The organism is Novipirellula herctigrandis (assembly GCA_007859835.1).
Taxonomy (GTDB): domain Bacteria; phylum Planctomycetota; class Planctomycetia; order Pirellulales; family Pirellulaceae; genus Novipirellula_A; species Novipirellula_A herctigrandis.
Window position 1 is genome coordinate 8,271,109 of sequence record SJPJ01000001.1, and the last position, 20,587, is coordinate 8,291,695.

The window sequence follows — 20,587 nt, forward strand, 5'->3', positions numbered from 1 at the left end:
GGCGTAACTTGGTATTCCTCAACGAATAAAACAGCTAATGCTCCGTCGCTTCGAAGAGGGCTCGATTGCTCAGAATTGCCGCGACATTGCTGACCCCCGTTGGCGAAATGACTGGATTGTAAATCGTGCCGGAGATCGGCAAATAAATGAAATCGCTTGCGTGGGCATGCTCTCTTTCGTGGGCATCCACGTTTCGGCTCAAAGCCAACGCGGTTCGCGGCACTTTGGCAATCATATTCAATTGACCATCCAATCTCACGCCGCCTCGCGTCACCACACTGGTGTCACCGATGTTGATTTTTACCCCTTGGTTATGCAGTACAGCGAAATCGAGATCGAACTCGACCATCTGTTTCGGCAATGTTACGAGATCTTGTGAAAGACCTGTTGTGGGAAGTTCGTGGTCCCGTGCGATTGCTTGGACTTTCTTGGCAACCTCCATGATCTGTTTTGCCATTGGGCTTAGAGAAATATTGGCTCTTTCAATCACTAATCGACCTACGACTCGGCTCCGTTCGGGTTTGTCCAGGTTGATCGTCGCCTCATCAAGCTCGAAGCCAAAGCAACCGTCGACGCTGTCGACCCGCGACACGGGTGGCGCGATGAACTTTAGCAAGCGTTGGCTTGTCTCGTCGCTTAACTTCATTGACTCCGAAACAACCCCTGGATCGAGACGAACGATGACTGGTCCTGGCCGGTAACAAACCTCGGCGCCAATCGTGAATTGACTGTCATCCACTTGAAGTTTGGTGGACGCGATTTTTATGCGAGACTCGCTCATGCGAAACGGAATCGCAGCCGCGCCGATCTTTATCCCTGAACTGGTGATTGCTTCCCATTTTAATTCGCCACTCAAGTCAAATCCGACCGATCCGCCGGCGGTACGTTGGAGGTTGAGCGTGATCGGCGCCTGATGAATTCCGGTAATCTCGATTGGTGTGCCCGCAAGCCGACTTAACCGTTGGCCTAGTTGATGCATGTCGAGTCGCGCTGGTCCGTTGAGCTCCATATTGGCGTCTTGGTTTTTCCAGTTGGCTTTGCCGGTGAGTGTCGAAGAAAACCAGTGCCCAGCGATTTGAACCTTCTTTGCAATCGCACAGTGAGTGGTCGGGTCATACTGAATGACACCCTCGATCTTCAGAACCGGTTCGGACCAAACAATCCGCTCTTTGGGCGAATCACTGACGGCGCGGGCGATGATACGGCCGGGCGTTGGTTCGCGGTGATGTGATGCGATGGACGTAGCCACTGCGGCGTCCGAGCGACCGTGTGAAGATTCGACCAGAGAAACATCGCGGCCGGATATTTCCGTGTCGTAGACAATCTTGTTTCCAATGCGTTTGACTTTGACCTTTCCGCCAAAGTCACCTTCGATGTGTTGATTGTGAATTGCATGTTTTTGAGTAAATCGATAGCCAACCGGGCGGTACCATCGAGTAGGTTGCTGCGATTGCCAAGACTTAGTCGTTGCTTCATGCTTGGGCTCAGTAGGTTTAAGCTGATCGCCATCCAATTTGCATTGCCAATCGACCACCAAGTCAAGATCCTGCTGATCGGCTTGTCCTCGTATCGACGCAGAAATCGAATCCCCGCGAATGGTGCAACCTGTGGCCTTCCAATCGCCTGAGGGCCACGTGAAATTGCCGTCAAAAGCGATCTTGATGTTCGGATCGCTCAAGCTACGATCTTTATACACAATGCCAACATCGGCTAGCTCGATCGTCGCTTTGTCCAATCGCCCACTGCTGCGACCAAACTCACCTTGAACGACCGCTGTGAATGTGCCTGTTGCGTCATGCAGTTCAGACAGAATCGATTGTTCCAAGACCGTCCTCTTTAGCAGATGCTCCAAGGGTTCGAGTCCACCGGATGCTTCGATCTGCAACGGGAAATGTGAGACTTGCGTCGGATGGGAAACGGGTCGAACTAATTGGGCCTGCAAATTCAAATCGTCGCCACGAAATGTCACATTGGCATCTCGCAGTTCCACCATCACTTGGTCTCGGAACCGGCCACAAAGATCGACGTTCCATTTGGCCTGCTTTTGATTGATCGGCTGTTCGTCGTCCAATTGGAGATGAAAGTTCGTTGCGGTTGCTTCGCCCGTCCATTGCCATTGGTCTTGGCCCGTTTCATGCCAGGCGAAATTCCCGTCGATGGCGCCGGACAGACTATTGTTTGACAACCGCGTGATCGGGCGTAGCATCGTCGCGATCCGGTCCAGGTTCAATTGAAGTTTCGCTGAGCCGTGGGTCGGCGACCCTGCGCCAGTCGCATTGACAAATTGGCTCTCCAAACGGAATTGGTCACAAGTCCATGCATGCTCGTCATGGACGACGGTCGCTTGTATGTCGAGCGGCTCGATAGCGACATCGGCATCGAAGCTCCGGATGATGATGGGACTTGTTCCTAGCGTGACTTCCTTTTGTTGCGAGGCGTTGGATTTGATCGTGGCAAAGAGATGACCGGATTTGATTTTCGAATCAGCGGGTAAATGGAATAGCGATGGGAATCGTTTGGGGATCGCCGCATCTAGCATCGGCAGGTCGACGTTCAATGCCAAAACGCCATCAAGTGTTTCGAGCGTATTGATTGGATCGGAATACAAACCAGCAAACGTTAGCGTCCGATCGAACGAACCGTCGAAGGCGACCGAGCCTATATCGGTATTGATTCGAATCGCTTTCGCATTGATTGTGCCGTCTGTGATCGTGAGGGAACCTTCAAAGGATCCGATGACGCGGTCGTCCGTCGATGGATTGGACAACTCTCCCGATGCATTCGCGACGATCTTATCGCCGGCAAATGTAATGTCGAGTTTCGATTTAGCAATTTGCCATGTCGATCCCGTTGTCTCGTCCATGACATGGATGCGAATGCGTTGGATTTTGACATGGCCGCTTGGCCGTTGAAGGCTCGATTTGTTTGTGTTGAGTATTGTCCCGAAGTCGTCTTCCAATGTGCATTTGTCGTGGCGTATTTTGCAATGAACGTCCACACTATGAATGGTTACCGCGCCGATGGAGTGACTCGACAATCCGATCAGATGGGCGAGCGTCAGGTCGGAATCGATTTGTCCGATGAAGTATTTGTTTTCGCCCGAGTTGCCTGTTAATCGAACGCCAGACAAACGAAGCGGCGTTGTCCAACCGATTCGAAAATACTGTGACTCAATGGAAAGCCCATGCCGAGCGAGCACGCGTGAAAGGAGTGCAGGCCCGAGCGACGAACGGCTGATGACCTTTGGCGTGATCGCGAACAATGTGCCGACGAATAAGACGACAAACGCCGCCGAAATCGTGATGGCGAGCCAATACCGACGCAGCGTTTTGTGAACGCGGCGTGGAACGTCAAGCGGTGAGAATCGGTTCTCGGTCAAGAGCACATCCTTGTGCATAATCAAATTGGAGTTCAGCCTTCAGCTTGCGGCGGCGCAAGCGAAATCGAGAACTTCCAACCATCTCAAGGTTGGATTTTAGCGTTATTCCGCTAACAACCCAAGATCGAACTGCCGTTCTATTGCTGAATTCCAGTTCGCGAGGTCCAAATTCCCACCAAGATGCCGCTGATCGCTCCGAAAAGGTGGCCGTCCCAGGATACCGTGGAGCCGAAACTAGGGATGACGCCAAAAATAAGCGTCGATCCAAATAGAAATCCGACCAACAGTGCCACTCCCATCGACACAAATTGCTTTTCCCTGATGCCGACGGTGATAAGGTAAGCGATCAACCCGAACACTAATCCGCTGGCTCCGATGTGGTTCGCTGTGCGGCCAAAACACCATAGCAACAATCCGCCACCAATCACGATGGTGACGATGATGGGCCACGCGCGGTGCCGTGAAGCGACTGTCAAACCGAGTAGAATTGCCAGCGGAATGGTATTCGAAATCAGATGCCCAAAGCCTGCGTGCAAAAAGGGCATCAGGCCGACGCCGAAGACACCGTGCAGCGTCCGTGGTTGTAGCCCAAAATGGTTCAAGTCCGCGGGAATGATCACATCAACGATTCGAACCAACCACATTACCAACAACAGAACTACGATTGGATAGGCATCTTTTTTCACAAATTCTTCCTATAGGTTCGGTTGGAAGCACAACGGTGCATGTTGGTGTCCGGGCTTAAGTCGCCCAACACGCCGGGAGCTTGCATGATGTGAGCAACCAGTTTTGAGCAACGACGAATCCTTAGCAACGACAAGAGGACACCAAAAATTTACTTATCCTTCAGCCGTTTCACGGCATCCCTTGCTCGTTTCAGAAATGCGGTTTTGGGCTCTCCGGCTTCGAGGAAAATGGGGGGGCCGATTGTGATACAGCTCAGCAGCGGTACCGGCAACACTTCACCCCGCGGCAATATCCGGTTGACGTTGTCGATGTAGACCGGCACCAATTCAAGATCGGGTCGTTTCTTTCCCATATAATAGAGCCCGCTCTTGAACTCTGCCATCTCCGTATCGCTCGACGAACGGCCTCCTTCGGGAAACACGATCAAGGAGTAAACGTCGCCCATTTGTTGCAACATTGAATCGATCGGACTGCGATGCACTTTGATCTCTTTGCGATCAATCAACATCGCGTTGAAACTGCGAGCGAGGTGAGGCTTGAGCCACCCCGATGACCAATAGTCTTTGGCCGCGACAGGACGTGTGACCGCTCGGACTTCGCGTGGGAGAGCCGACCACAACACGACGGCGTCGAGGTGGCTAGTGTGATTGGCAAAATAGATGCGTTGACAGGTATCCGGCTGGCAATCGACCCAGCGAACGGTGAACCCACTGAACATTTTGGCCAGCAGTACGATGAAATGACTCGTGATTGTCATTCCAGAAAGTCTACTTGCCCAGCGACGTTTTGCGAAGCGGCAACGGACGAGAACCCTGTCCGGCGAACATCGTCAATTCGGATTGCCTGGTCGTTGCCGGATTCTTAGCAAGACATGCTTCCACTTTTGCATCGTACAAATCGGTCGCGAGCGTCTCGTATCCGCGGACCATGGCAGTTAGGGACCCGGTTTCGAGTACTCGTTCGCGTCCCTGTTTACCCATTCGTTTTGCCTGATCGGTACACTCTAGCAAGCGGGAAATGACTTCGGCCATGGCGTCGACATCTTTCGACGGAACCAAGTAACCTGTTTCACCGTTTACCACTGATTCGGAAACCGATCCAACATCGGTCGCCACCACGGGAACGCCACATGCCAGCGCCTCGAGAATGGAAACGGGTGACGCTTCGTTTAGTGACGACAATGCGAAAACGTCCATCGCCGCGACTAGCTCAGGCGTGTCATGGCGCGTGCCGAGCAGGTGAACGCGGTCATTCAAGTTCAACTCGTCACGAACTCGCTCGATCGTTGATCGCTCCGGCCCGTCGCCGATGATGACCCAGTGTGCATTGGGGTTTCGCTGGCTCGTTTTCCCGGCAGCTCGGACGAACATTTCGTGGTTTTTTTCGCTTCTCAACGCTGCGACGATACCAATGATCGCCGTGTCGGGTGCTAGCCCGAGTTCGCTGAGCAGAGTCGATCGTGCTTGGTCGTTTGGTTTAAAACGATCGCAATCGATGCCATTACGAATCACATGGACTTTTTCGGCAGGAAAGTGTTCGAAGTCTCGTAGAAATTCACCATGCGAATCGGCTACCGCAATGAACGCATCGGTGACACGCGTCAAGGTTCGATTCAGCCTTCCAACGCCGTCGGGCCAACCTGTGGAATGAAGTGCCGAAGCGATCACGGGCACTCCCGCCAATTTCGCCGCCATCCGGCCCCAGAACATTTTGTCGCCCGCGCCGACGGTAACAACGACGTCGATCTGCCGCTTTCGCATCAAACGAATCAAACGTGGTAAAATTCGCAAATCGTATTTCCCGCTTAATAGATCCGTATGCAGCGAAAATTCATCGGCGATCTGTTCCCCGAGTGGTCCGGCTTCTTTCAAGCAGGCAACTTCGGGAACCATCACGGCTGGGTCCATCCGGCGCATCAAGTTGACGAGCAACGTTTCTGCTCCGCCGACTGGCATGCTGGTGATGACGAAAAGGCACCGAAGCGGTTTGCGATCGGAGCGTGATGGGAGTTTTTTAAACATCGAAATGCAAGTGGGGATTGTGTGTGCGTCGCAAATTTGTCGGGCGAGCTTATCGGATTAGGGCTTCGCATGTGAGTTTCGCTTCCACTTCTTCGTTCCCATAGTCCTGCTTTGACTCACCATGCCCAATCGTATACGGGATCATCGGTTCGCTGCGCAGTTTCGAGGGGTCGAACGAAAGCCAATTTTGGAATCGAGCAAAACAGGGGTCACCATGGAAACGGCGAATGTGGAACGAATCGCGGCCGACCGTGTTATAGGCACCAAAGGCACTGCAAAAACCATCCATTCCCGCTTCGTCGACAGCGTCGATGGCAACGCGCGTTAGGTGCTTTGGCAATCCGTAGGGAAACGCGAAATAGCGAACGCGTTGTCCGATCATGTTTTGAAGTTCTTCGGTTGCGTTTGTGATCTCGTGATGAACCGTTTGTAAGTCCGTCACTTTCGAGAAATCAACGTGGTTGCGAGTGTGCAGCCCGATTTCGATTCCACGGTCCGCCATGTCGCGAATTTGGGCCAACGTGTTAACGGGCAAGGGGACGCCTGCATCAACGTCATGCGAAAAGGGTGTTTGTGAACGAATGTGCTCAATGGCAACAAAGTAGACGCATGGGATGCCGCGCTCGATCAACAATGGGATCGCAAACTCACCGTTTTCTGCATAGCCGTCATCAAACGAGAACGTCACGCTTGGACACGGCGAATCTTTTCGGTCCACTCGGCGCTGCAATTCATCGAGCCCGATCATGTCGAACCGCGATTGGCAATAATCAACATGACGCTCGAATTCGGTTCTTGATATTGTCCAATCGTTCGGATGGGTGTCCGCGACCCGGTGATAGAATGGGACGAACATCGGCGCAGCCATCTGCTTGCTCAGGCAGTGGTTGCGAATGTGACGCGCCGGCGATGTCAGCAGAACGCGAGCACTTAAAGCAGCAGACTTCAACGGATTCATGTGCATTTTGGGGTAATCGCGGGCACGTCGGGCGAAACAGACTTCCTGCTCAACCGTAGCCCACGAAGAAACTGCGATCCCAAAGGAAACCTCGGTTCATCGCCTGTGGGGACCCCCGCATGGGTTAACCGTGACGGTTGTGACGGTTGCCATGCGTGATACGATGGACGTGGTCATTGATCATGCTACTCCTTCCATCGACCGAGCGATTCCGATGTCTGAAACCCGTCGAAACCGACTTGAACGTGTACTGAAGCCATTGGTAACGCTTGCTGAATTCTCCGTCGAACATGCAAAAGCAGTCTGCGATTCATCGCCAAGCTACGTGACATCGACAATCAAGGAGTTGGTTCGCGAAGGGTTTCTCGAGCCTGCTATTGCCGATGACGAAAACGTTTATCGTTGGAAAGAATCCGACAACTTCGAACCCGATCGATGGATTGACCAACAAATTCATGGCGGCCAGATCACGCAGACGCCCGAACAAGATCGGCCACGCGAGAGGCTGCTCCGCGACGGTGCTGTGGGACTTAGTAATGCCGACTTGTTGGCAATTTTGATTCGGGTTGGCGTGAGAAAAGAATCGGCGGTTGTCGGTGGGCGATTACTCGCCAATCGGTTCGCCGACCGACTACAAGATCTTCCCAAATGCTACAAAGATGATTTGCGAGATATTAGTCCCACGGTGACAAAGGTCAGCTACGCTCAAATCATGGCCGGCATTGAATTGGGACGCCGAGTTGCTTCCGCCGAGCGCGATCGGGTCCGAGCAGCAACAAAGATCACGAGTACGCAAGCAGCGATTGAGTATTGTTCCCAAGAGTTCGCAAGGTTGGCCAGCGATGCGGTTCAGGAAGAATTTCACATCGTTTCCCTCGATACGAAACACAAGCCAATTCGCACACATCGAATCACCGTGGGGACGCTCGACGCCAGTTTGGTGCATCCGAGAGAAGTATTTCGTCCGGCGATCCGTGATTCCGCTTCAGCGATATTATTGGTACACAATCACCCCAGTGGCGATCCGGCACCGAGTCGCGAAGACCATCAAGTGACCAACCAGTTGACCGAAGCAGGCAAATTGTTGGGGATTACGGTCTTGGATCACATTGTGGTTGCACGAGAGCAGTGCGTCAGCATCCGCGAACAGGCCTGAAAAATCGAGAGGAAAGACGTTGTCGAATCACGCAGAAATTGAAATTGATAGATTGTTCAACCAATTTTATGATTGGCCAGCCGATTCGGTGGAAGTGGGCCAATTTGAATCCGTGGATTCGGTGCCGGAGCCCTACAACCAACTTCTAAACCATCATAACCACATGACGGTGACGGTCGAAGCGTTCCACCGCGAGAAGGTCGATGTGGTCGTCGATCGTGCCAACCGAGACGAAAAGTGGTACGCACGCGAGATCACGTTGCTGACGGAGCGAAGCGGTAAAAAAGTGTTGTACGGCATGGTCCGGTTGAACGTGGACTTGTTGAGCGAAGAAGCGTGGCGGCGAATCGAGAGCCAACAAACGCCGCTCGGCCGTGTGCTGATTGAACATGGCCTACTATGCGAAGTCGAATTGTGTGGCCTTTGGCGTGTCACGATGGGACCGCGACTAGCCGAACTGATGAACACCGACGTTGGTGTACTTCGCTATGGTCGGACCGCAATGATCTATTGTGATGGTGACCCCGCGATCGAGTTGCTAGAGATCGTCTCGCCGTAGGCTGCTGCGCCGATGGAAATGCGAAGCCGATGTTGTCGAGTCGGCTGTCGATGATCGTGGTCACGGATCCATCAAACGATTCGATTTTCGTGGTCCCGCGGTAGCCATCCGCTTCAACGTAACAATGGATCGATTTTTCGTTTGAACTGTTTCTGTTTGATTCATTTAGTCCAATCGAAAAAAGGCAATGGCCATGCGGCTATTTTATGGAATCGAGACGCTACTGCTTTTGTTGCGGCATCTTTCCGTGCGGTTGCCAATTAGGATGCTCAAGGTGAGCGTCTGCCATCATCGTTTCGAGTCGTTTGACGACATCCGGATTGTTTTCGGCGACATTCGTTTGCTCGCCTATGTCAGCCGTCAAATCGTAGAGTTGTGTCGGTCCAGTGCCCCAAGGCATGCGAATCGCTTTCCACTTACCCGCCCTCACGGCTTGCTTTCCACCTTGTTCGTAGAATTCCCAGTACAAATATTCGTGGGCAAGCTGCGCACCGTTGTTGCCCGTCATCGTCGGTACGAAACTGATCGAGTCTCGATCGACGGGGCATTTGGCTCCGGCAAGTTCCGCAGCAGTGGCCATGAAGTCGCCAAAGTATCCGACATGGTTGGATGTTTTTCCGGCTGGTATCGTTCCGGGCCAACGCGCGATCATTGGCACTCGGACGCCTCCTTCGTATAGATCGCGTTTCATGCCGCGAAGCGGTCCATTGGGATCAAACATTTCCGGATTGTGTCCGCCTTCGTTATGAGGCCCGTTGTCGCTACTGAACATCACGACGGTATCGTTGGCAATGTTCAATTCATCGAGTAGATCTAAAACTCGGCCAACGTCAGCATCCATCCGCGAGATCATGGCGGCTTGTCCCTTGTTCGGATTGCTCCAATCCTTCGAAGCGTATTGGCCATAATCGGGAACTTCTTGTCCGTCACCAACCCCTTTGGTCGCTTCGTTGTTTGCGTGAGGAATCGTGAATGCCATGTACAAAAAGAACGGCTTGTTTTTCTGGTTCAACGTAGCAGGTTGGTTCGTAGCGGCAGATTGCCGAATGAAATTGATTGCTTCTTCGGCAACTAAGTCATGGCTGTAGTCGATTTTTGTCGTGGCCCAACCGCCAATGAATCCTCCATAGGCTCTCTCGCGCTTCTGAACGACATTGCGGAGCTTTTCCTGAGTTTCGTTGCGCCACAAAAACTCGGGATAGTAATTGTGAGCATGAACTTGATTTAGGTAACCGTAGGCGAAATCGAACCCTTGCCGACGCGGCAAGCCTGTGGTTCCGCCGGGGGCCTCATCGCCCAAGCCCCATTTCCCCGTCAATGCAGTCGTATAACCGGCACTTTGAAGAACCTCTGGGACGGTGATGTCTTCGTCACGCAATGATTGCTTGGACATGTCGGGACCCGGCGCGTTGCCGCGAACGTGCGTATGCCCCATGTGAAGTCCGGTCATTAGAACGCTTCGCGAAGGAGCGCAAACGGTGTTGCCTGCATAGAAGTCAGTAAACCGCATCCCTTCGGCTGCCATCTGGTCCAAACGAGGTGTCTTGATCCGTTGTTGACCGTAGCACCCAAGGTCTCCGTAACCAAGGTCGTCTGCGAGGATAAAGATAATGTTTGGCTGGCGAGACGTTTCAGCGAGGCAAGGAAACATAACCAACGATAGAAACGAAAAGACGTAAATGATTCGCATGGTGATCGTATTAAGGTGAGATAGTCATGGGGTTGGCTCTTTATCGCGTTGGGGCAGTCAAAGTGTAATTCAGAACGAATTTACACCTAACGATCGGCGACACTCGATATTGTATGACGTCCAAAGAGCAAAAGCTACAACGACTGGTTCTAATCCCAGTGCAACGCACATATTGCAAATATCAAAATGGATTAGAGTTGCTCTGGAAGCACGAGTGTTGGAAGCATGACGGACTCCGCGGTGACTTTTCGTTTGGCGGCACGGAACTTCTTTCCGCCGATTGAAAATTGGACTCGCTTGGCGACGTGATGGGTTTGAAATTGCATCGCGACAGCTAGTTCTGATACGATGGGAGTCGTTTGCGAGAGAACCTCCGATGGTATTCGTTCGAGTTTCTTTTGTAGATTTGCTTCATTGCCATTTAGCTTCATTGCCATTTAGCTTCATTGCCACTCCGCCCGCATCAGCGAGAACCCAAAATGAAATCGCGTTCGATTGTTTATTTGTCTGCCTCTTGTTTCAGTTTGGTCCTCGGCATTGTGATAGGCACGTCGGTTCGCGCACAAGAGGAGTTTGCTGACAATGCGCCGTTGCCGCCGAGCATGCCCTCGGTATCAGCTAGCTCGCTACGTGCGGAAGCACTCAGAGCACTTCAAGAGGGGGATTCTGCGCGAGCTGTATTAGCGGCCGATGCGATTGTTCGCCAACATGGCGACGAGCCGCGGTCGATCCGATTAGCGGCGGACATCTATTTGCGTAGCGGAAAAGTTACCTGGGCCGTTCGGATGTTCGACCGGTATTTGAAGGCCGAACCGGAACAACGTCCCGAACTCTGGCAAAGAGGGATCGCACTTTGTTTTGCCGGCGACTACGAACAGGCTGCCGAACAATTCGAGGCACACCGGAATGTGAACCCAAACGATGTTGAAAACGCAGCGTGGCATTTCCTTTGTATCGCGAAGTTAAAATCATTCGATGACGCGAAGAAGAATGTTTTGCCAGCACCGGGTGATCGCCGGGTTCCGATGGCCGAAATATTGGCGATGTTTTCCAGCGATGACATCGCGTCGGTGGATGCGAAAGTCACATCGTTAGCGGCGGGGTCGGACGAGCGGAAAGAGGCAGCCTTCTACGGTGATTTGTATCAGGGAATCTATGCGGATGCTCGCGGCGATTCGATTCTTGCGGAGACCTTGGTGACGCGTGCGTCGCAACATGCTCCGCACAACTACATGGGTGACATTGCACGGGTCTACGCGAGACGACTCGCGTTAAACGCCACTCGTTGATCGCTCGCCCATGCGACTTCGCGCGGCGTCGAGCAAGACGGCAACGACAATCACAATCCCGGTGATGATTTGCTTTGTCGCATCGGAGACACCTAGTTGCGCCAGACCGGTTTGCAGGACGGCAATGATCAGCACGCCGAAAAACGAGCTGATCACACTGCCGCGTCCTCCCATCAAACTGGTGCCACCGATCACGCATGCAGCAATCGCAGACAACTCCATCCCGATCGCGGCATTCGGATCTGCGGTCGATAATCGCGACGTTTGCGCTAGACCCGCCAAAGCACACATCACCCCGCTCATCGCGAACACGGTGATCGTATAGGGTTTCGATGATATTCCCGACATCCGAACGGTTTCGGGGTTCGTTCCGATGGCGACACAGTACCGACCAAACACTGTGCGAGTCAAAACGAATTGTCCCAAGATCACCGCCACGATCGCCACCAGAAACGCGGGGGAAAGCATTAGCCCGGCAATAGGTTCGCCAATCCATTCCACACTCGAACCGATGTAACGCGTTTGAGATCCGGTGACACGTTTTGCACATCCGCGGGCGATTTCGAGCATTCCGAGAGTGACGATAAAGGATGGGATTCCAAACCGAACCGAAATGAACCCGCTGCATAAGCCACATAGTTGTCCGATCACAATGCCGGCAAGTATCGCTAGAAATAGGGGCCAACCATAATCGACCATCAGAACGCCAAGGACTGCGGAGGAGAGCGCCAAAACACTACCAACCGACAAGTCGATCCCGCCGACAACCAACACAAACGTCATCCCAACCGCCAACAAAGTCAAGTCGGGGATCTGGTTGGCGATCGAAATGGCCGTCGCCATCTGAAAGAAATGATCGCTGCGTAAACTAAAGACAGCGATGAGCGCCACTAGGACAGCACCCAAGCCCGCGTATTCCAAAACCGCTCTCGCCAATTGAGAGTCTCTCATGTCGCTTCCTTCTTAACATACTCGGAAAATGCGGCTTGCATGATCTTATCTTCCGACCATTCATTTCGTTCATAGCTGGTGACCATTTGGCCATTGGACATCACCGCGATGCGATCGCACACTTCGTATAGCTCTTCCAAATCGCTGCTAACAATGATGAGGGATTTGCCCGCATCGGTTAAGGCGTCGAACAAGCGATAGATTCGGATTCGCGCCGCCACGTCGATTCCACGCGTCGGTTCGTCAAACAAAAAGACGTCCGCATCGCGCATCAACCATTTGGCAATGACCACCTTTTGTTGGTTCCCACCGCTTAACGTTCCGACCGATTGTTCGATGCTGGTGTAGCGTGTCTCCATCGCTTCACATTGCTCCGCCGCAAGCCGTCGCTCCTTACCAAAAAGAATGATTCCCGCAGCAGAGAGTTTCTCTCGCATCGACGCCAATGTCGCATTCACGCGGACCGGTTGTGAAAGAAGCAACCCACTCTCTTTGCGATCTTCGGTCACCATTGCCATGCGACGAGCGACTGCTTCGTACGGATGCCGCGGTGGGGTGGTGACGTCTGAACCAGCCAATTGGACCGAACCGGAATCAGCGATGTCAGCGCCGAACAGGCAACGCAATAATTCGGTGCGACCCGAACCGACCACGCCCGCGACTCCCAATCGTTCGCCCTTTTTTAATGTGAAGCTAACATCGCGGACGAATCTTCCTCGCGAAAGCGCGTCCACTTTCAAGGCGGCTTGGTTTTCCTGTCTTGATTTACGCGTTTTTTTTGTGTTGAATTCACGCGTCAAGCTTGCTTCGGAGCTCATCAAATCAACCATCGCATCGGTTGTCAAATCGGCAGCGTCATGTGTTGCGACTTTCTTTCCGTCTCGCAAAACCGTGATGCGATCTGCCATTTGAGATACTTCGTCGAGCCGGTGACTGATGTAGATCATTCCAACTCCCTGCGTTCGCAATCGACCAAGCCAATTAAACAAAGCTTGCGTCTCGTTGGCACTGAGGGCCGCCGTCGGCTCGTCAAGAATGAGGATCCTGCATTGCCGATCCAATGCAGCTGCGATCTCAACCATTTGCCGTTGCCCGACCCCGAGAGATCGCGTGACCGTGTCGGTTTGAATGTCCTTTAGTCCGAAGCGATCCAGTGCAACACGAGCTTGTTGGTGCAATTGACTGCGGTTGATGACTCCGAAGCGATGGGGCATCCGCGAGAGCATCAAATTTTCGGCTACGGAAAGGCTCGCGACCAGATTAAGTTCTTGTTGGACGATCTGAATCCCGACCGCCTCCGCCGATTTTTTGGTCTTGGGACAATAGGCTTGTCCATCGAACTTCATCGTACCGCTCGATTTGGGCGTGAGTCCCGCAATGATTTTGCTCAGCGTCGTTTTGCCTGCACCGTTGGCACCGATGAGTGCATGGATTTCACCTTGGCGAAGATCAAAGTCGACGCTGTCCAAAACGGTGACCGCGTATCGCTTGGTCAAACCGGTCGCGGCAAAAAGCGGCTGGGCATCCAAGCTCACTCCAATGATTCTCCATTCATGGACGCGGCGGTAATCAAATCGACTGGCGTCTCGACGTCCTCGGGCGCAAGTGACGGGTCATCAAGCATTTTTAGTGCGGCTTCGATTCCGTAGACGGCCAGTTGGTCGCCATGTTGGTCCGCGGTGGCCAGCACCTTGGCTTCACGGATCGCTTCTTGGACTGCTGATATGTTGTCAAAGCCGACCACTTTTACATCCTTCGTTCGGGCGGCACTCCGAATCGCTGCGATCGCCCCGAGCGCCATCGAGTCGTTGGCGGCCAAAATCGCCTTGATCTCGGGGTGCTCGCTTAGCATCGACGAAGCAATCGTGTTCGCTTTGCTTGTTTCCCACTCGGCCGATTGGCTGTCGACGACCTCGATGCCAGCCTCTTTCATTGCTTCTTTGAAACCAAGCAGGCGTTGTTGACCGTTGAACGAAGTTCGGATGCCTTCCAAAATGGCAACCTTGTCACCCTCGGCGAGCTCTTTCGCCAATCGTTTACCCACTTTCTTTGCGCCTGCTCTGTTATCAGGCCCGACGAATGGAATCGTGATGTTCTCTTGTTTCAAGACCTCAACGTCGAGCCGATTGTCAATGTTGACGACAATGACTCCCGCCTTAATCGCTTTGCGAAGTGCTGGGACAAGGGCCTTGGAATCAGCCGGTGCGATGACGATTGCGTCGACGCCGGCCGCGACCATTTCGCCAACGATCGCGGCTTGCCGACTCAGGTCCCGTTCGTCCTTAATGCCGTTAACGGTCAACTCATACTTTTCAGCGTTTTGTGTTTGGTGAGATTCGGCACCGGCAGCCATGGTTGAGAAGAACTCATTGGCAAGCGACTTCATGATCAAGGCGACTCGCGGTTTATCATTTTTGGTTTTCGCTGAGTCGTCCGAGGAATCGGGCGCATCGGACTTGCATCCTAACGCAACTGCGAAAACCATCATGCTGAGAAGGAACGTCTTATTCATGATGACCTGTTGGGGGGGGACAATGACTGGAAATGATTTAAAGGAACGCGTTGACTTCCGCACGAGTTGGCATGCTCGGTTGAGCACCAAGGCGTGTTGAGGCAATGGCTCCGCTGGCACAGGCCATTCGCATGCTGTCGGCCAGAGTTTGCCCTTCTGCCCATGCGACCGCCAAAGCACCGGCGAAAGCGTCACCCGCAGCGGTGGTGTCAACCGCCGTGACGCCGAAGGGTTCGATCGAACGTATTGTCTCACCGTCGCCAAACACGGCTCCTTGCGATCCCATCGTGATGACGGGAAACGCGACGCCACGAAGTGCTAATTGTTCTACAGCGGCCATGCCATCGGCGACCGTTTCAACGGGAATGCCAAGTATCGCAGCCGCTTCGGATTGGTTCGGAACCAATGCATCGGCTTCAAAGAATTCGTTGGGGAAAACCTTCGGCGCAGGTGCGGGATCTAAGATCACGCGAACGCCGGCATGTTTAGCGATTTGAAGAGCTGTGACAACGGCATCCGACGGGATTTCAAGCTGTAGCAAAAGCACGTCACTCGTCTGGATTGTGGCTGCGGCCGCTTCAACATCGGTTCGCGTGACTCGGCCATTTGCACCGGGGACAACCATGATCGAATTTTCACCACTCTGTTCGACTGCCACGACGGCGACACCACTGCTCGAACCAACCGTGGTTGTCACGTGAGTGCAATCGATCCGGTGTTGGTTGAGGTTCTCGACCAGCCGGGATGAAAATACGTCATCACCGACTCGACCGATGAAGGAAACGTCGCCGCCGACCTTTGCCGCTGCAATGGCTTGGTTGGCACCTTTGCCGCCGCAAATTTCCGAAGATTGATTTGCAATGATCGTTTCTCCGCGGGCGGGTAACACCGTGCAGCGCACAACCAAGTCCATGTTGATGGAACCGCAAACGACAATTCGTGGCATCGTGGTGAGGTTTTGGAAAGGGGGGGGGTGTGGGGAGAACCGGCGGTCAAGGGACGCGACCGACTATTCACAATGCTACAATCAACGCCACTACGTAACAAGACAGCCGGTGTGCAGTGAACACGGCGTGAAACGGAGAATGAACGCCTTTCGAGCAGCCTCGAAAAAGTTTAAATTGCAGTCTGTTCACTAAATGGGTGGCCAGAGTCTTGCCGCTCATTAACGATATCTGCAGGTGAAAACTGCACTGATTAACTTTCCTAACTCTTGCAAAGAGAAGCAATTTCCATGAGTGTATTGGTACAACAACAAGCTCCTGAGTTTACCGCACAAGCCGTGATGCCCGATGGGCAATTCAAAGAAGTTTCTTTGTCCGATTACCGCGGCAAGTATGTTTTGTTGTTTTTTTGGCCTTTGGATTTCACATTCGTTTGCCCGACGGAGATCATCGCTTTCAGCGACCGTGCAGCTGATTTTGAAAAGCGGGGCGTTCAAATACTTGGCGTCTCGGTCGATAGTCACTATACCCATTTTGCATGGACTAGCACTCCGCGAAATCAAGGCGGTATCGGTAAGACCGATTACCCATTGATCGCGGACCTGAACAAACAAATCGCACGCGACTATGATGTCTTAATCGACGCCGGAATCGCTCTTCGCGGCTTGTTCTTGATCGACAAAGAGGGTGTCGTGCGGCACCAGGTTGTCAACGATTTGCCGTTGGGACGCAATGTCGACGAGGCACTTCGTATCGTTCAAGCTCTACAGCACTTCGAAGAGCATGGCGAAGTTTGCCCAGCTAATTGGCAAGAAGGCAGCGCGACGATCAAGCCAGGAGTCGAAGAGAGCAAAGAGTTCTTTAACGCGGAATACAAGTCGTAATTCGGCGAAGGTTTTGGCTCATTGATGAACGAGAAAAAAATTCGCTGTGTCGTTCATTTTCATGGCAATGTTCAAGGCGTTGGCTTTCGGGCGAACGCCATGTACGAATCGGCGGGGTTGGATATTGCGGGCTTTGTCCGCAATGAACCTAATGGTTCGGTCACGATGGATATTGTCGGACTCCAACCTGATATTGATGAATTGATTCGTCGGATCCAATCGTCGATGCGACAAAACATCGATGATGTGGAGATTGAAAAGCGGGAAACGGAAACGCTGGAAGCGGGCGTCCGGCCCAAAGGGCTTCGGATTCGGTAAGGATTTTGGACGAGGGAGCGGCGCGGTTTGGTGCGAAAACTCAATGTTCATGATGAGGGTTATCGCCCTTTTGATCATCCACGGGCGAAGCCCACGCTGGCATTTTGAACGGGCTCGCCTCGATCACTCGGTTTTCTAGACTGAGTTGCCGACATAGGAAGTGCTTTCTTTACCACGCGGGATCGGAAACTCGCCATGCAGTGGAAGTTCCTTCTACCAACATCCATCGTGTGTCAGCGTTAAGGTTCTCGAAAACCTGTTCCAATCCGCTTGGCCATCGGACGTGCAGTCGCGCAACAGACCGTGACGCTCCCAATCCGAAGAAGACAACTGACTCGTTCTTTGCTAAATATCCATCGCCTGTCTGAACGGTTTGGTATAGGGATGTCGAATCAAAATCAGCGGTTACATGAGCGCCGATCGCTTCGCGTTCCGAGATGGTGCCAACAAGTTCAAGTTGCAGCCAATGATTTGCGGTAATTGTTTGGTTTTCAAGTAACACCGCATCACGCTTTAAATCACTTACAACAACGTCGACTCGTCCGTCACGATTGTAGTCGCATTTAGCCATTGCTCTTGAGAAATGCATCGCGTTCCAGTATTCGTCGTCACCTGCGACGGTGTGCTCGATGAAACCATCGCGTCGCCCCACTAATAACTGGGTTGGCATCGCAAACAGACTGCCTTTTGCGGTTAAGTCCTCAATGTGTCCATTGCCGACGATGAGATCCCATTGGTTGTTGTTGTCGTAGTCAATTGCCTGAGTGCCAAAGCCGAGCATCTTTCGCGAAATCGTATCGAGCTTGTAGGGAACCGTCGCATCGACAAACACCCCCGACTTGTTTTGCATGTAGTGATTGGACCACTCGTCCTCAAAATTTGAGATATGGAGATCAAGCCGACCATTGCCGTCAAAATCGGCTGCGGCAACCCCCATGCATGCCTTGGGTTGTCCTGAATTTCCATACGCTACACCACGACTTACCGCCGCATCGGACCACTCCGATGGTGATTTGTCTTTCTGATTGCGGACCCACAATTGATTGGCTCGAAGGTCATTGGCGACAAACACCTCATTCCCCGGTGCCCAATCAATGTCTGTGATCAAAAGCGCCAATCCAGTGCTATAGGCCGGCTCATCTTGACCGCCCAACGGTTGAGCCGCCATCGAGCCATCGCCAAGCGAAACCAAGACCCGATCCATCGCAGGTTGGAACTGCAATGGCCCAGGCAGCGCCACCGGCTTGCCATCAGCACCATATTGAATCGGTTCAAAGATAGAATCATCATCCAAGTAGTTGACCTCGACGATATCAGGCAGCATGTCCCCGGTCACGTCTGCCATTGCTACGCTACTGGTGTAACTTGAATTTTCGCCAAGTGGCGCATTGGTATCAGTGCGGAATGTCCCGTCTCCCTGATTGATCAACAACCGATTGCGTCCGAGGTTTCCAAACAAAAGATCCTCAAACCCATCCTGATTCCAGTCTCCCGCTGTGACCCCGACGGTGTAACCGCGATCGTCGGCGGCTGATTCGTCGATCACGTTGACGAAATGGAGACTCTGATTGCGGAACAAGCCGTTCGGCTCAGTTGATTTCCCTTCGGGTGGAGTGGTAGCGGCTTGTCCAAAATAGAAGTCGACGCTGCCGTCACGGTCAAAATCGAGGCAAGCCACGCCGCCACCAAAGGCCTGGAAAATCTGGAATTCTCGTTCGACAGGCAAAGGTGCGTTCTGATAACGAAACGCGATGCCAACTTGCTCTGCAACATTTTGAAAAACCGGAGCGATCAATGGTGATTCGGTTCGCGCCAATCCTTCCGAAGTATCGTTTTCCACTGGCCGATCAGGGGCGGCAATCCTTAATTCGGTTAACCAATCATGTGCCGACCTCAATGATTTGCGATCAAGTTCACACAGTAAAAGGCTCTCGTCTCGACCTGAGGGGAACTCGCTCAGCACGCGTGCCTTGTACGTCGGAATCAGGCCGGCCTGATTGGAGCTAGGCGAAAACCGGTTCAAGGCTAACTCTTGCCATGCGATCGCTTCGAGCGGTCGCCCAATATTCATCAGTTGAGTGGCCAAATCGATGTAGTTTTGAGCCTCAGGACTCGGCGATTGTCGGATCTTTATCGCATCACGGTTAATTGAGTCAAGCGCATACGAACGTTGCCGAAACCGCTCTGCAATCTCCGATTGGGCAAACTTTTCAAGCGATGTAATGATGCCATAGTGTGCGTCCATGCTATTCGGCTCACGTTTGATCGCCTCGACAAAGCAATCGATCGCCGCTTCGTCGTTGTTATCGAGTGCCACGTTGCCGCAAGCAATCCAGTAGTCCGGATATCGTTCGCACTGACTCGGTGCGGCGGCAACCCAGGCGTGAAGTTCTTTGTGCATCTGAGCATCCGCCAGCAGGTGTGCGTATAACGCAATCGCAGCAGGGTGCTTCTGCTTGGTGACAAGATCGCTGTTGTCAAGATATTGAAGCGACTTGCGAGGGTTTCCATTGATTCGATACAGCGTCGCGATGTTCAGGACCCCCAACCGACCTATTTTCTGCTCATCGTCGGCCCTTTCAATGTCCCCATCCGATATCCAAGATCGCGACGGAAAAATCAGACTAATCAGCTCGTCACGCGACATCGATGTGTTGGCGAGCAGTTTGCGGATGTGTTCATTCGCATCAAACATATATCCTTGTTGGTTTAGCATTTGAGCTAACCTGCGACGCGCTTCGTCAAATTCAGGAGAACGCTGAAGCACGGATTCAAGTCGAATGATCGCTTGGTCGAATTCACCTTCTTGGTACAGTAGATTTGCAGCGTGAGCCTGAATGTCGTCATCGCGATCGGGATCAAGTTGCGCCATATGGTCGAGAATTCGGACTGCCTCGGCAAACTCCTCGCGCTGAGTCATGACTCGCAACATCAACGTATTGACCTGCAAATCATCAGGGCTCTCAATCAGCAGTCTGCGGATCTTCCGTTCCGCTTGGTCTATCGCCCCTGTTTCGACGAGTCGAGCCGCCGTTTGCAACCGCTGATCTCGAGTTTCGGGTGCGAGCGGCGAAGTCGCCTGAATCGGTGGTTGCTGTTTGTCGTCTTGCGTTGGCGTGCTCTCTTTGCCACAGCCGACGAATAATGCGATGATCAGAATCGCAGCCTGCCATGGCGTGAAAGAATTGGGGAAGAGCAACCGCATCCGAAGGCTCCCGCTGCGAATCATTTCTGAGAGG

General features: G+C 52.8%; 17 protein-coding genes. 5 read left to right on the forward strand and 12 right to left on the reverse strand.

Annotation, left to right across the window (positions count from 1 at the left end):
- Nucleotides 1-34 precede the first annotated feature (34 nt).
- From CA13_RS29920 to CA13_RS29940, 5 genes are all read right to left on the reverse strand, one after another.
- Complete coding sequence (locus tag CA13_RS29920) at nt 35-3,379, reverse strand: translocation/assembly module TamB domain-containing protein (RefSeq protein WP_146402908.1); 3,345 nt, start codon at nt 3,377-3,379, stop codon at nt 35-37.
- Nucleotides 3,380-3,516: 137 nt separating this feature from the next.
- Nucleotides 3,517-4,065, reverse strand: coding sequence for a rhomboid family intramembrane serine protease (locus CA13_RS29925; protein WP_419195012.1), 549 nt, complete (start codon nt 4,063-4,065; stop codon nt 3,517-3,519).
- A 149-nt stretch (nt 4,066-4,214) separates the two neighbouring features.
- Nucleotides 4,215-4,823: a lysophospholipid acyltransferase family protein gene (locus CA13_RS29930; protein ID WP_146402910.1), complete on the reverse strand. Its 609-nt coding sequence runs from the start codon at nt 4,821-4,823 to the stop codon at nt 4,215-4,217.
- 10 nt (nt 4,824-4,833) lie between these two features.
- Complete coding sequence (locus CA13_RS29935; RefSeq protein ID WP_146402912.1) at nt 4,834-6,087, reverse strand: glycosyltransferase family 4 protein; 1,254 nt, start codon at nt 6,085-6,087, stop codon at nt 4,834-4,836.
- Between the two features lie 49 nt (nt 6,088-6,136).
- On the reverse strand, nt 6,137-7,045 hold the full coding sequence (locus CA13_RS29940) for a polysaccharide deacetylase family protein (RefSeq protein ID WP_419195013.1): 909 nt from the start codon (nt 7,043-7,045) through the stop codon (nt 6,137-6,139).
- Nucleotides 7,046-7,259: 214 nt separating this feature from the next.
- Here CA13_RS29940 and radC point away from each other — a divergent pair, with 214 nt between their 5' ends.
- Both radC and CA13_RS29950 read left to right on the forward strand, forming a co-directional pair.
- The gene (gene radC, locus CA13_RS29945; RefSeq protein ID WP_146403977.1) at nt 7,260-8,201 is read left to right on the forward strand and encodes a RadC family protein; all 942 of its coding nucleotides are present in this window, start codon (nt 7,260-7,262) and stop codon (nt 8,199-8,201) included.
- Between the two features lie 19 nt (nt 8,202-8,220).
- Nucleotides 8,221-8,760, forward strand: coding sequence for a hypothetical protein (locus CA13_RS29950; protein ID WP_419195014.1), 540 nt, complete (start codon nt 8,221-8,223; stop codon nt 8,758-8,760).
- A 220-nt stretch (nt 8,761-8,980) separates the two neighbouring features.
- Here CA13_RS29950 and CA13_RS29955 read toward each other — a convergent pair whose 3' ends face one another.
- Together CA13_RS29955 and CA13_RS29960 are read right to left on the reverse strand one after the other, a co-directional pair.
- Nucleotides 8,981-10,450: an arylsulfatase gene (locus CA13_RS29955; RefSeq protein ID WP_146402915.1), complete on the reverse strand. Its 1,470-nt coding sequence runs from the start codon at nt 10,448-10,450 to the stop codon at nt 8,981-8,983.
- Nucleotides 10,451-10,641: 191 nt separating this feature from the next.
- A complete protein-coding gene (locus CA13_RS29960; RefSeq protein WP_146402917.1) occupies nt 10,642-10,887 on the reverse strand; it encodes a hypothetical protein in 246 nt (81 codons plus the stop codon).
- A 42-nt stretch (nt 10,888-10,929) separates the two neighbouring features.
- Between CA13_RS29960 and CA13_RS29965 the strand changes: the two genes are divergently transcribed.
- Nucleotides 10,930-11,739, forward strand: a complete 810-nt coding sequence (locus CA13_RS29965; RefSeq protein WP_146402919.1) for a tetratricopeptide repeat protein — start codon at nt 10,930-10,932, stop codon at nt 11,737-11,739.
- Here the strand turns inward: CA13_RS29965 and CA13_RS29970 are convergent.
- Genes CA13_RS29970 through rbsK form a run of 4 tightly spaced genes read right to left on the reverse strand, consistent with a single transcriptional unit; the run spans nt 11,722 to nt 16,148 of the window.
- Nucleotides 11,722-12,690, reverse strand: a complete 969-nt coding sequence (locus tag CA13_RS29970; RefSeq protein ID WP_146402921.1) for an ABC transporter permease — start codon at nt 12,688-12,690, stop codon at nt 11,722-11,724. The genes CA13_RS29965 and CA13_RS29970 overlap by 18 nt on opposite strands.
- Nucleotides 12,687-14,225, reverse strand: coding sequence for a sugar ABC transporter ATP-binding protein (locus tag CA13_RS29975; RefSeq protein ID WP_419195015.1), 1,539 nt, complete (start codon nt 14,223-14,225; stop codon nt 12,687-12,689). The genes CA13_RS29970 and CA13_RS29975 overlap by 4 nt, the downstream gene beginning before the upstream one ends.
- Nucleotides 14,222-15,202, reverse strand: a complete 981-nt coding sequence (locus CA13_RS29980) for a sugar ABC transporter substrate-binding protein (protein WP_146402923.1) — start codon at nt 15,200-15,202, stop codon at nt 14,222-14,224. Before CA13_RS29980 ends, CA13_RS29975 begins: the two co-directional genes overlap by 4 nt.
- Nucleotides 15,203-15,239: 37 nt before the next feature.
- Nucleotides 15,240-16,148 (reverse strand): ribokinase, encoded by a 909-nt coding sequence (rbsK, locus tag CA13_RS29985; RefSeq protein WP_146402925.1) that lies wholly within the window; start codon nt 16,146-16,148, stop codon nt 15,240-15,242.
- Nucleotides 16,149-16,436: 288 nt separating this feature from the next.
- Here rbsK and CA13_RS29990 point away from each other — a divergent pair, with 288 nt between their 5' ends.
- Both CA13_RS29990 and CA13_RS29995 read left to right on the forward strand, forming a co-directional pair.
- Entirely contained in the window at nt 16,437-17,030 is a 594-nt protein-coding gene (locus CA13_RS29990; protein WP_146402927.1) for a peroxiredoxin, read from the forward strand.
- 24 nt (nt 17,031-17,054) lie between these two features.
- Nucleotides 17,055-17,348: an acylphosphatase gene (locus CA13_RS29995; protein WP_146402929.1), complete on the forward strand. Its 294-nt coding sequence runs from the start codon at nt 17,055-17,057 to the stop codon at nt 17,346-17,348.
- A gap of 169 nt (nt 17,349-17,517) precedes the next feature.
- On the opposite strand, the gene CA13_RS30000 is transcribed toward CA13_RS29995, so the two are convergent.
- On the reverse strand, nt 17,518-20,553 hold the full coding sequence (locus CA13_RS30000) for an FG-GAP-like repeat-containing protein (RefSeq protein WP_419195016.1): 3,036 nt from the start codon (nt 20,551-20,553) through the stop codon (nt 17,518-17,520).
- Nucleotides 20,554-20,587 lie beyond the last annotated feature (34 nt).

Bases quoted from the DNA above. Each gene is read 5' to 3' on its own strand.
- radC (WP_146403977.1), top strand. From the start codon at position 7,260: ATGTCTGAAACCCGTCGAAACCGACTTGAACGTGTACTGAAGCCATTG.
- CA13_RS29995 (WP_146402929.1), top strand. From the start codon at position 17,055: ATGAACGAGAAAAAAATTCGCTGTGTCGTTCATTTTCATGGCAATGTT.
- CA13_RS29930 (WP_146402910.1), bottom strand. From the start codon at position 4,823: ATGACAATCACGAGTCATTTCATCGTACTGCTGGCCAAAATGTTCAGT.
- CA13_RS29960 (WP_146402917.1), bottom strand. From the start codon at position 10,887: ATGGCAATGAAGCTAAATGGCAATGAAGCAAATCTACAAAAGAAACTC.
- CA13_RS29955 (WP_146402915.1), bottom strand. From the start codon at position 10,450: ATGCGAATCATTTACGTCTTTTCGTTTCTATCGTTGGTTATGTTTCCT.
- CA13_RS29990 (WP_146402927.1), top strand. From the start codon at position 16,437: ATGAGTGTATTGGTACAACAACAAGCTCCTGAGTTTACCGCACAAGCC.
- CA13_RS29940 (WP_419195013.1), bottom strand. From the start codon at position 7,045: ATGAATCCGTTGAAGTCTGCTGCTTTAAGTGCTCGCGTTCTGCTGACA.
- rbsK (WP_146402925.1), bottom strand. From the start codon at position 16,148: ATGCCACGAATTGTCGTTTGCGGTTCCATCAACATGGACTTGGTTGTG.
- CA13_RS29970 (WP_146402921.1), bottom strand. From the start codon at position 12,690: ATGAGAGACTCTCAATTGGCGAGAGCGGTTTTGGAATACGCGGGCTTG.
- CA13_RS29965 (WP_146402919.1), top strand. From the start codon at position 10,930: ATGAAATCGCGTTCGATTGTTTATTTGTCTGCCTCTTGTTTCAGTTTG.
- CA13_RS29980 (WP_146402923.1), bottom strand. From the start codon at position 15,202: ATGAATAAGACGTTCCTTCTCAGCATGATGGTTTTCGCAGTTGCGTTA.
- CA13_RS29935 (WP_146402912.1), bottom strand. From the start codon at position 6,087: ATGTTTAAAAAACTCCCATCACGCTCCGATCGCAAACCGCTTCGGTGC.
- CA13_RS30000 (WP_419195016.1), bottom strand. From the start codon at position 20,553: ATGCGGTTGCTCTTCCCCAATTCTTTCACGCCATGGCAGGCTGCGATT.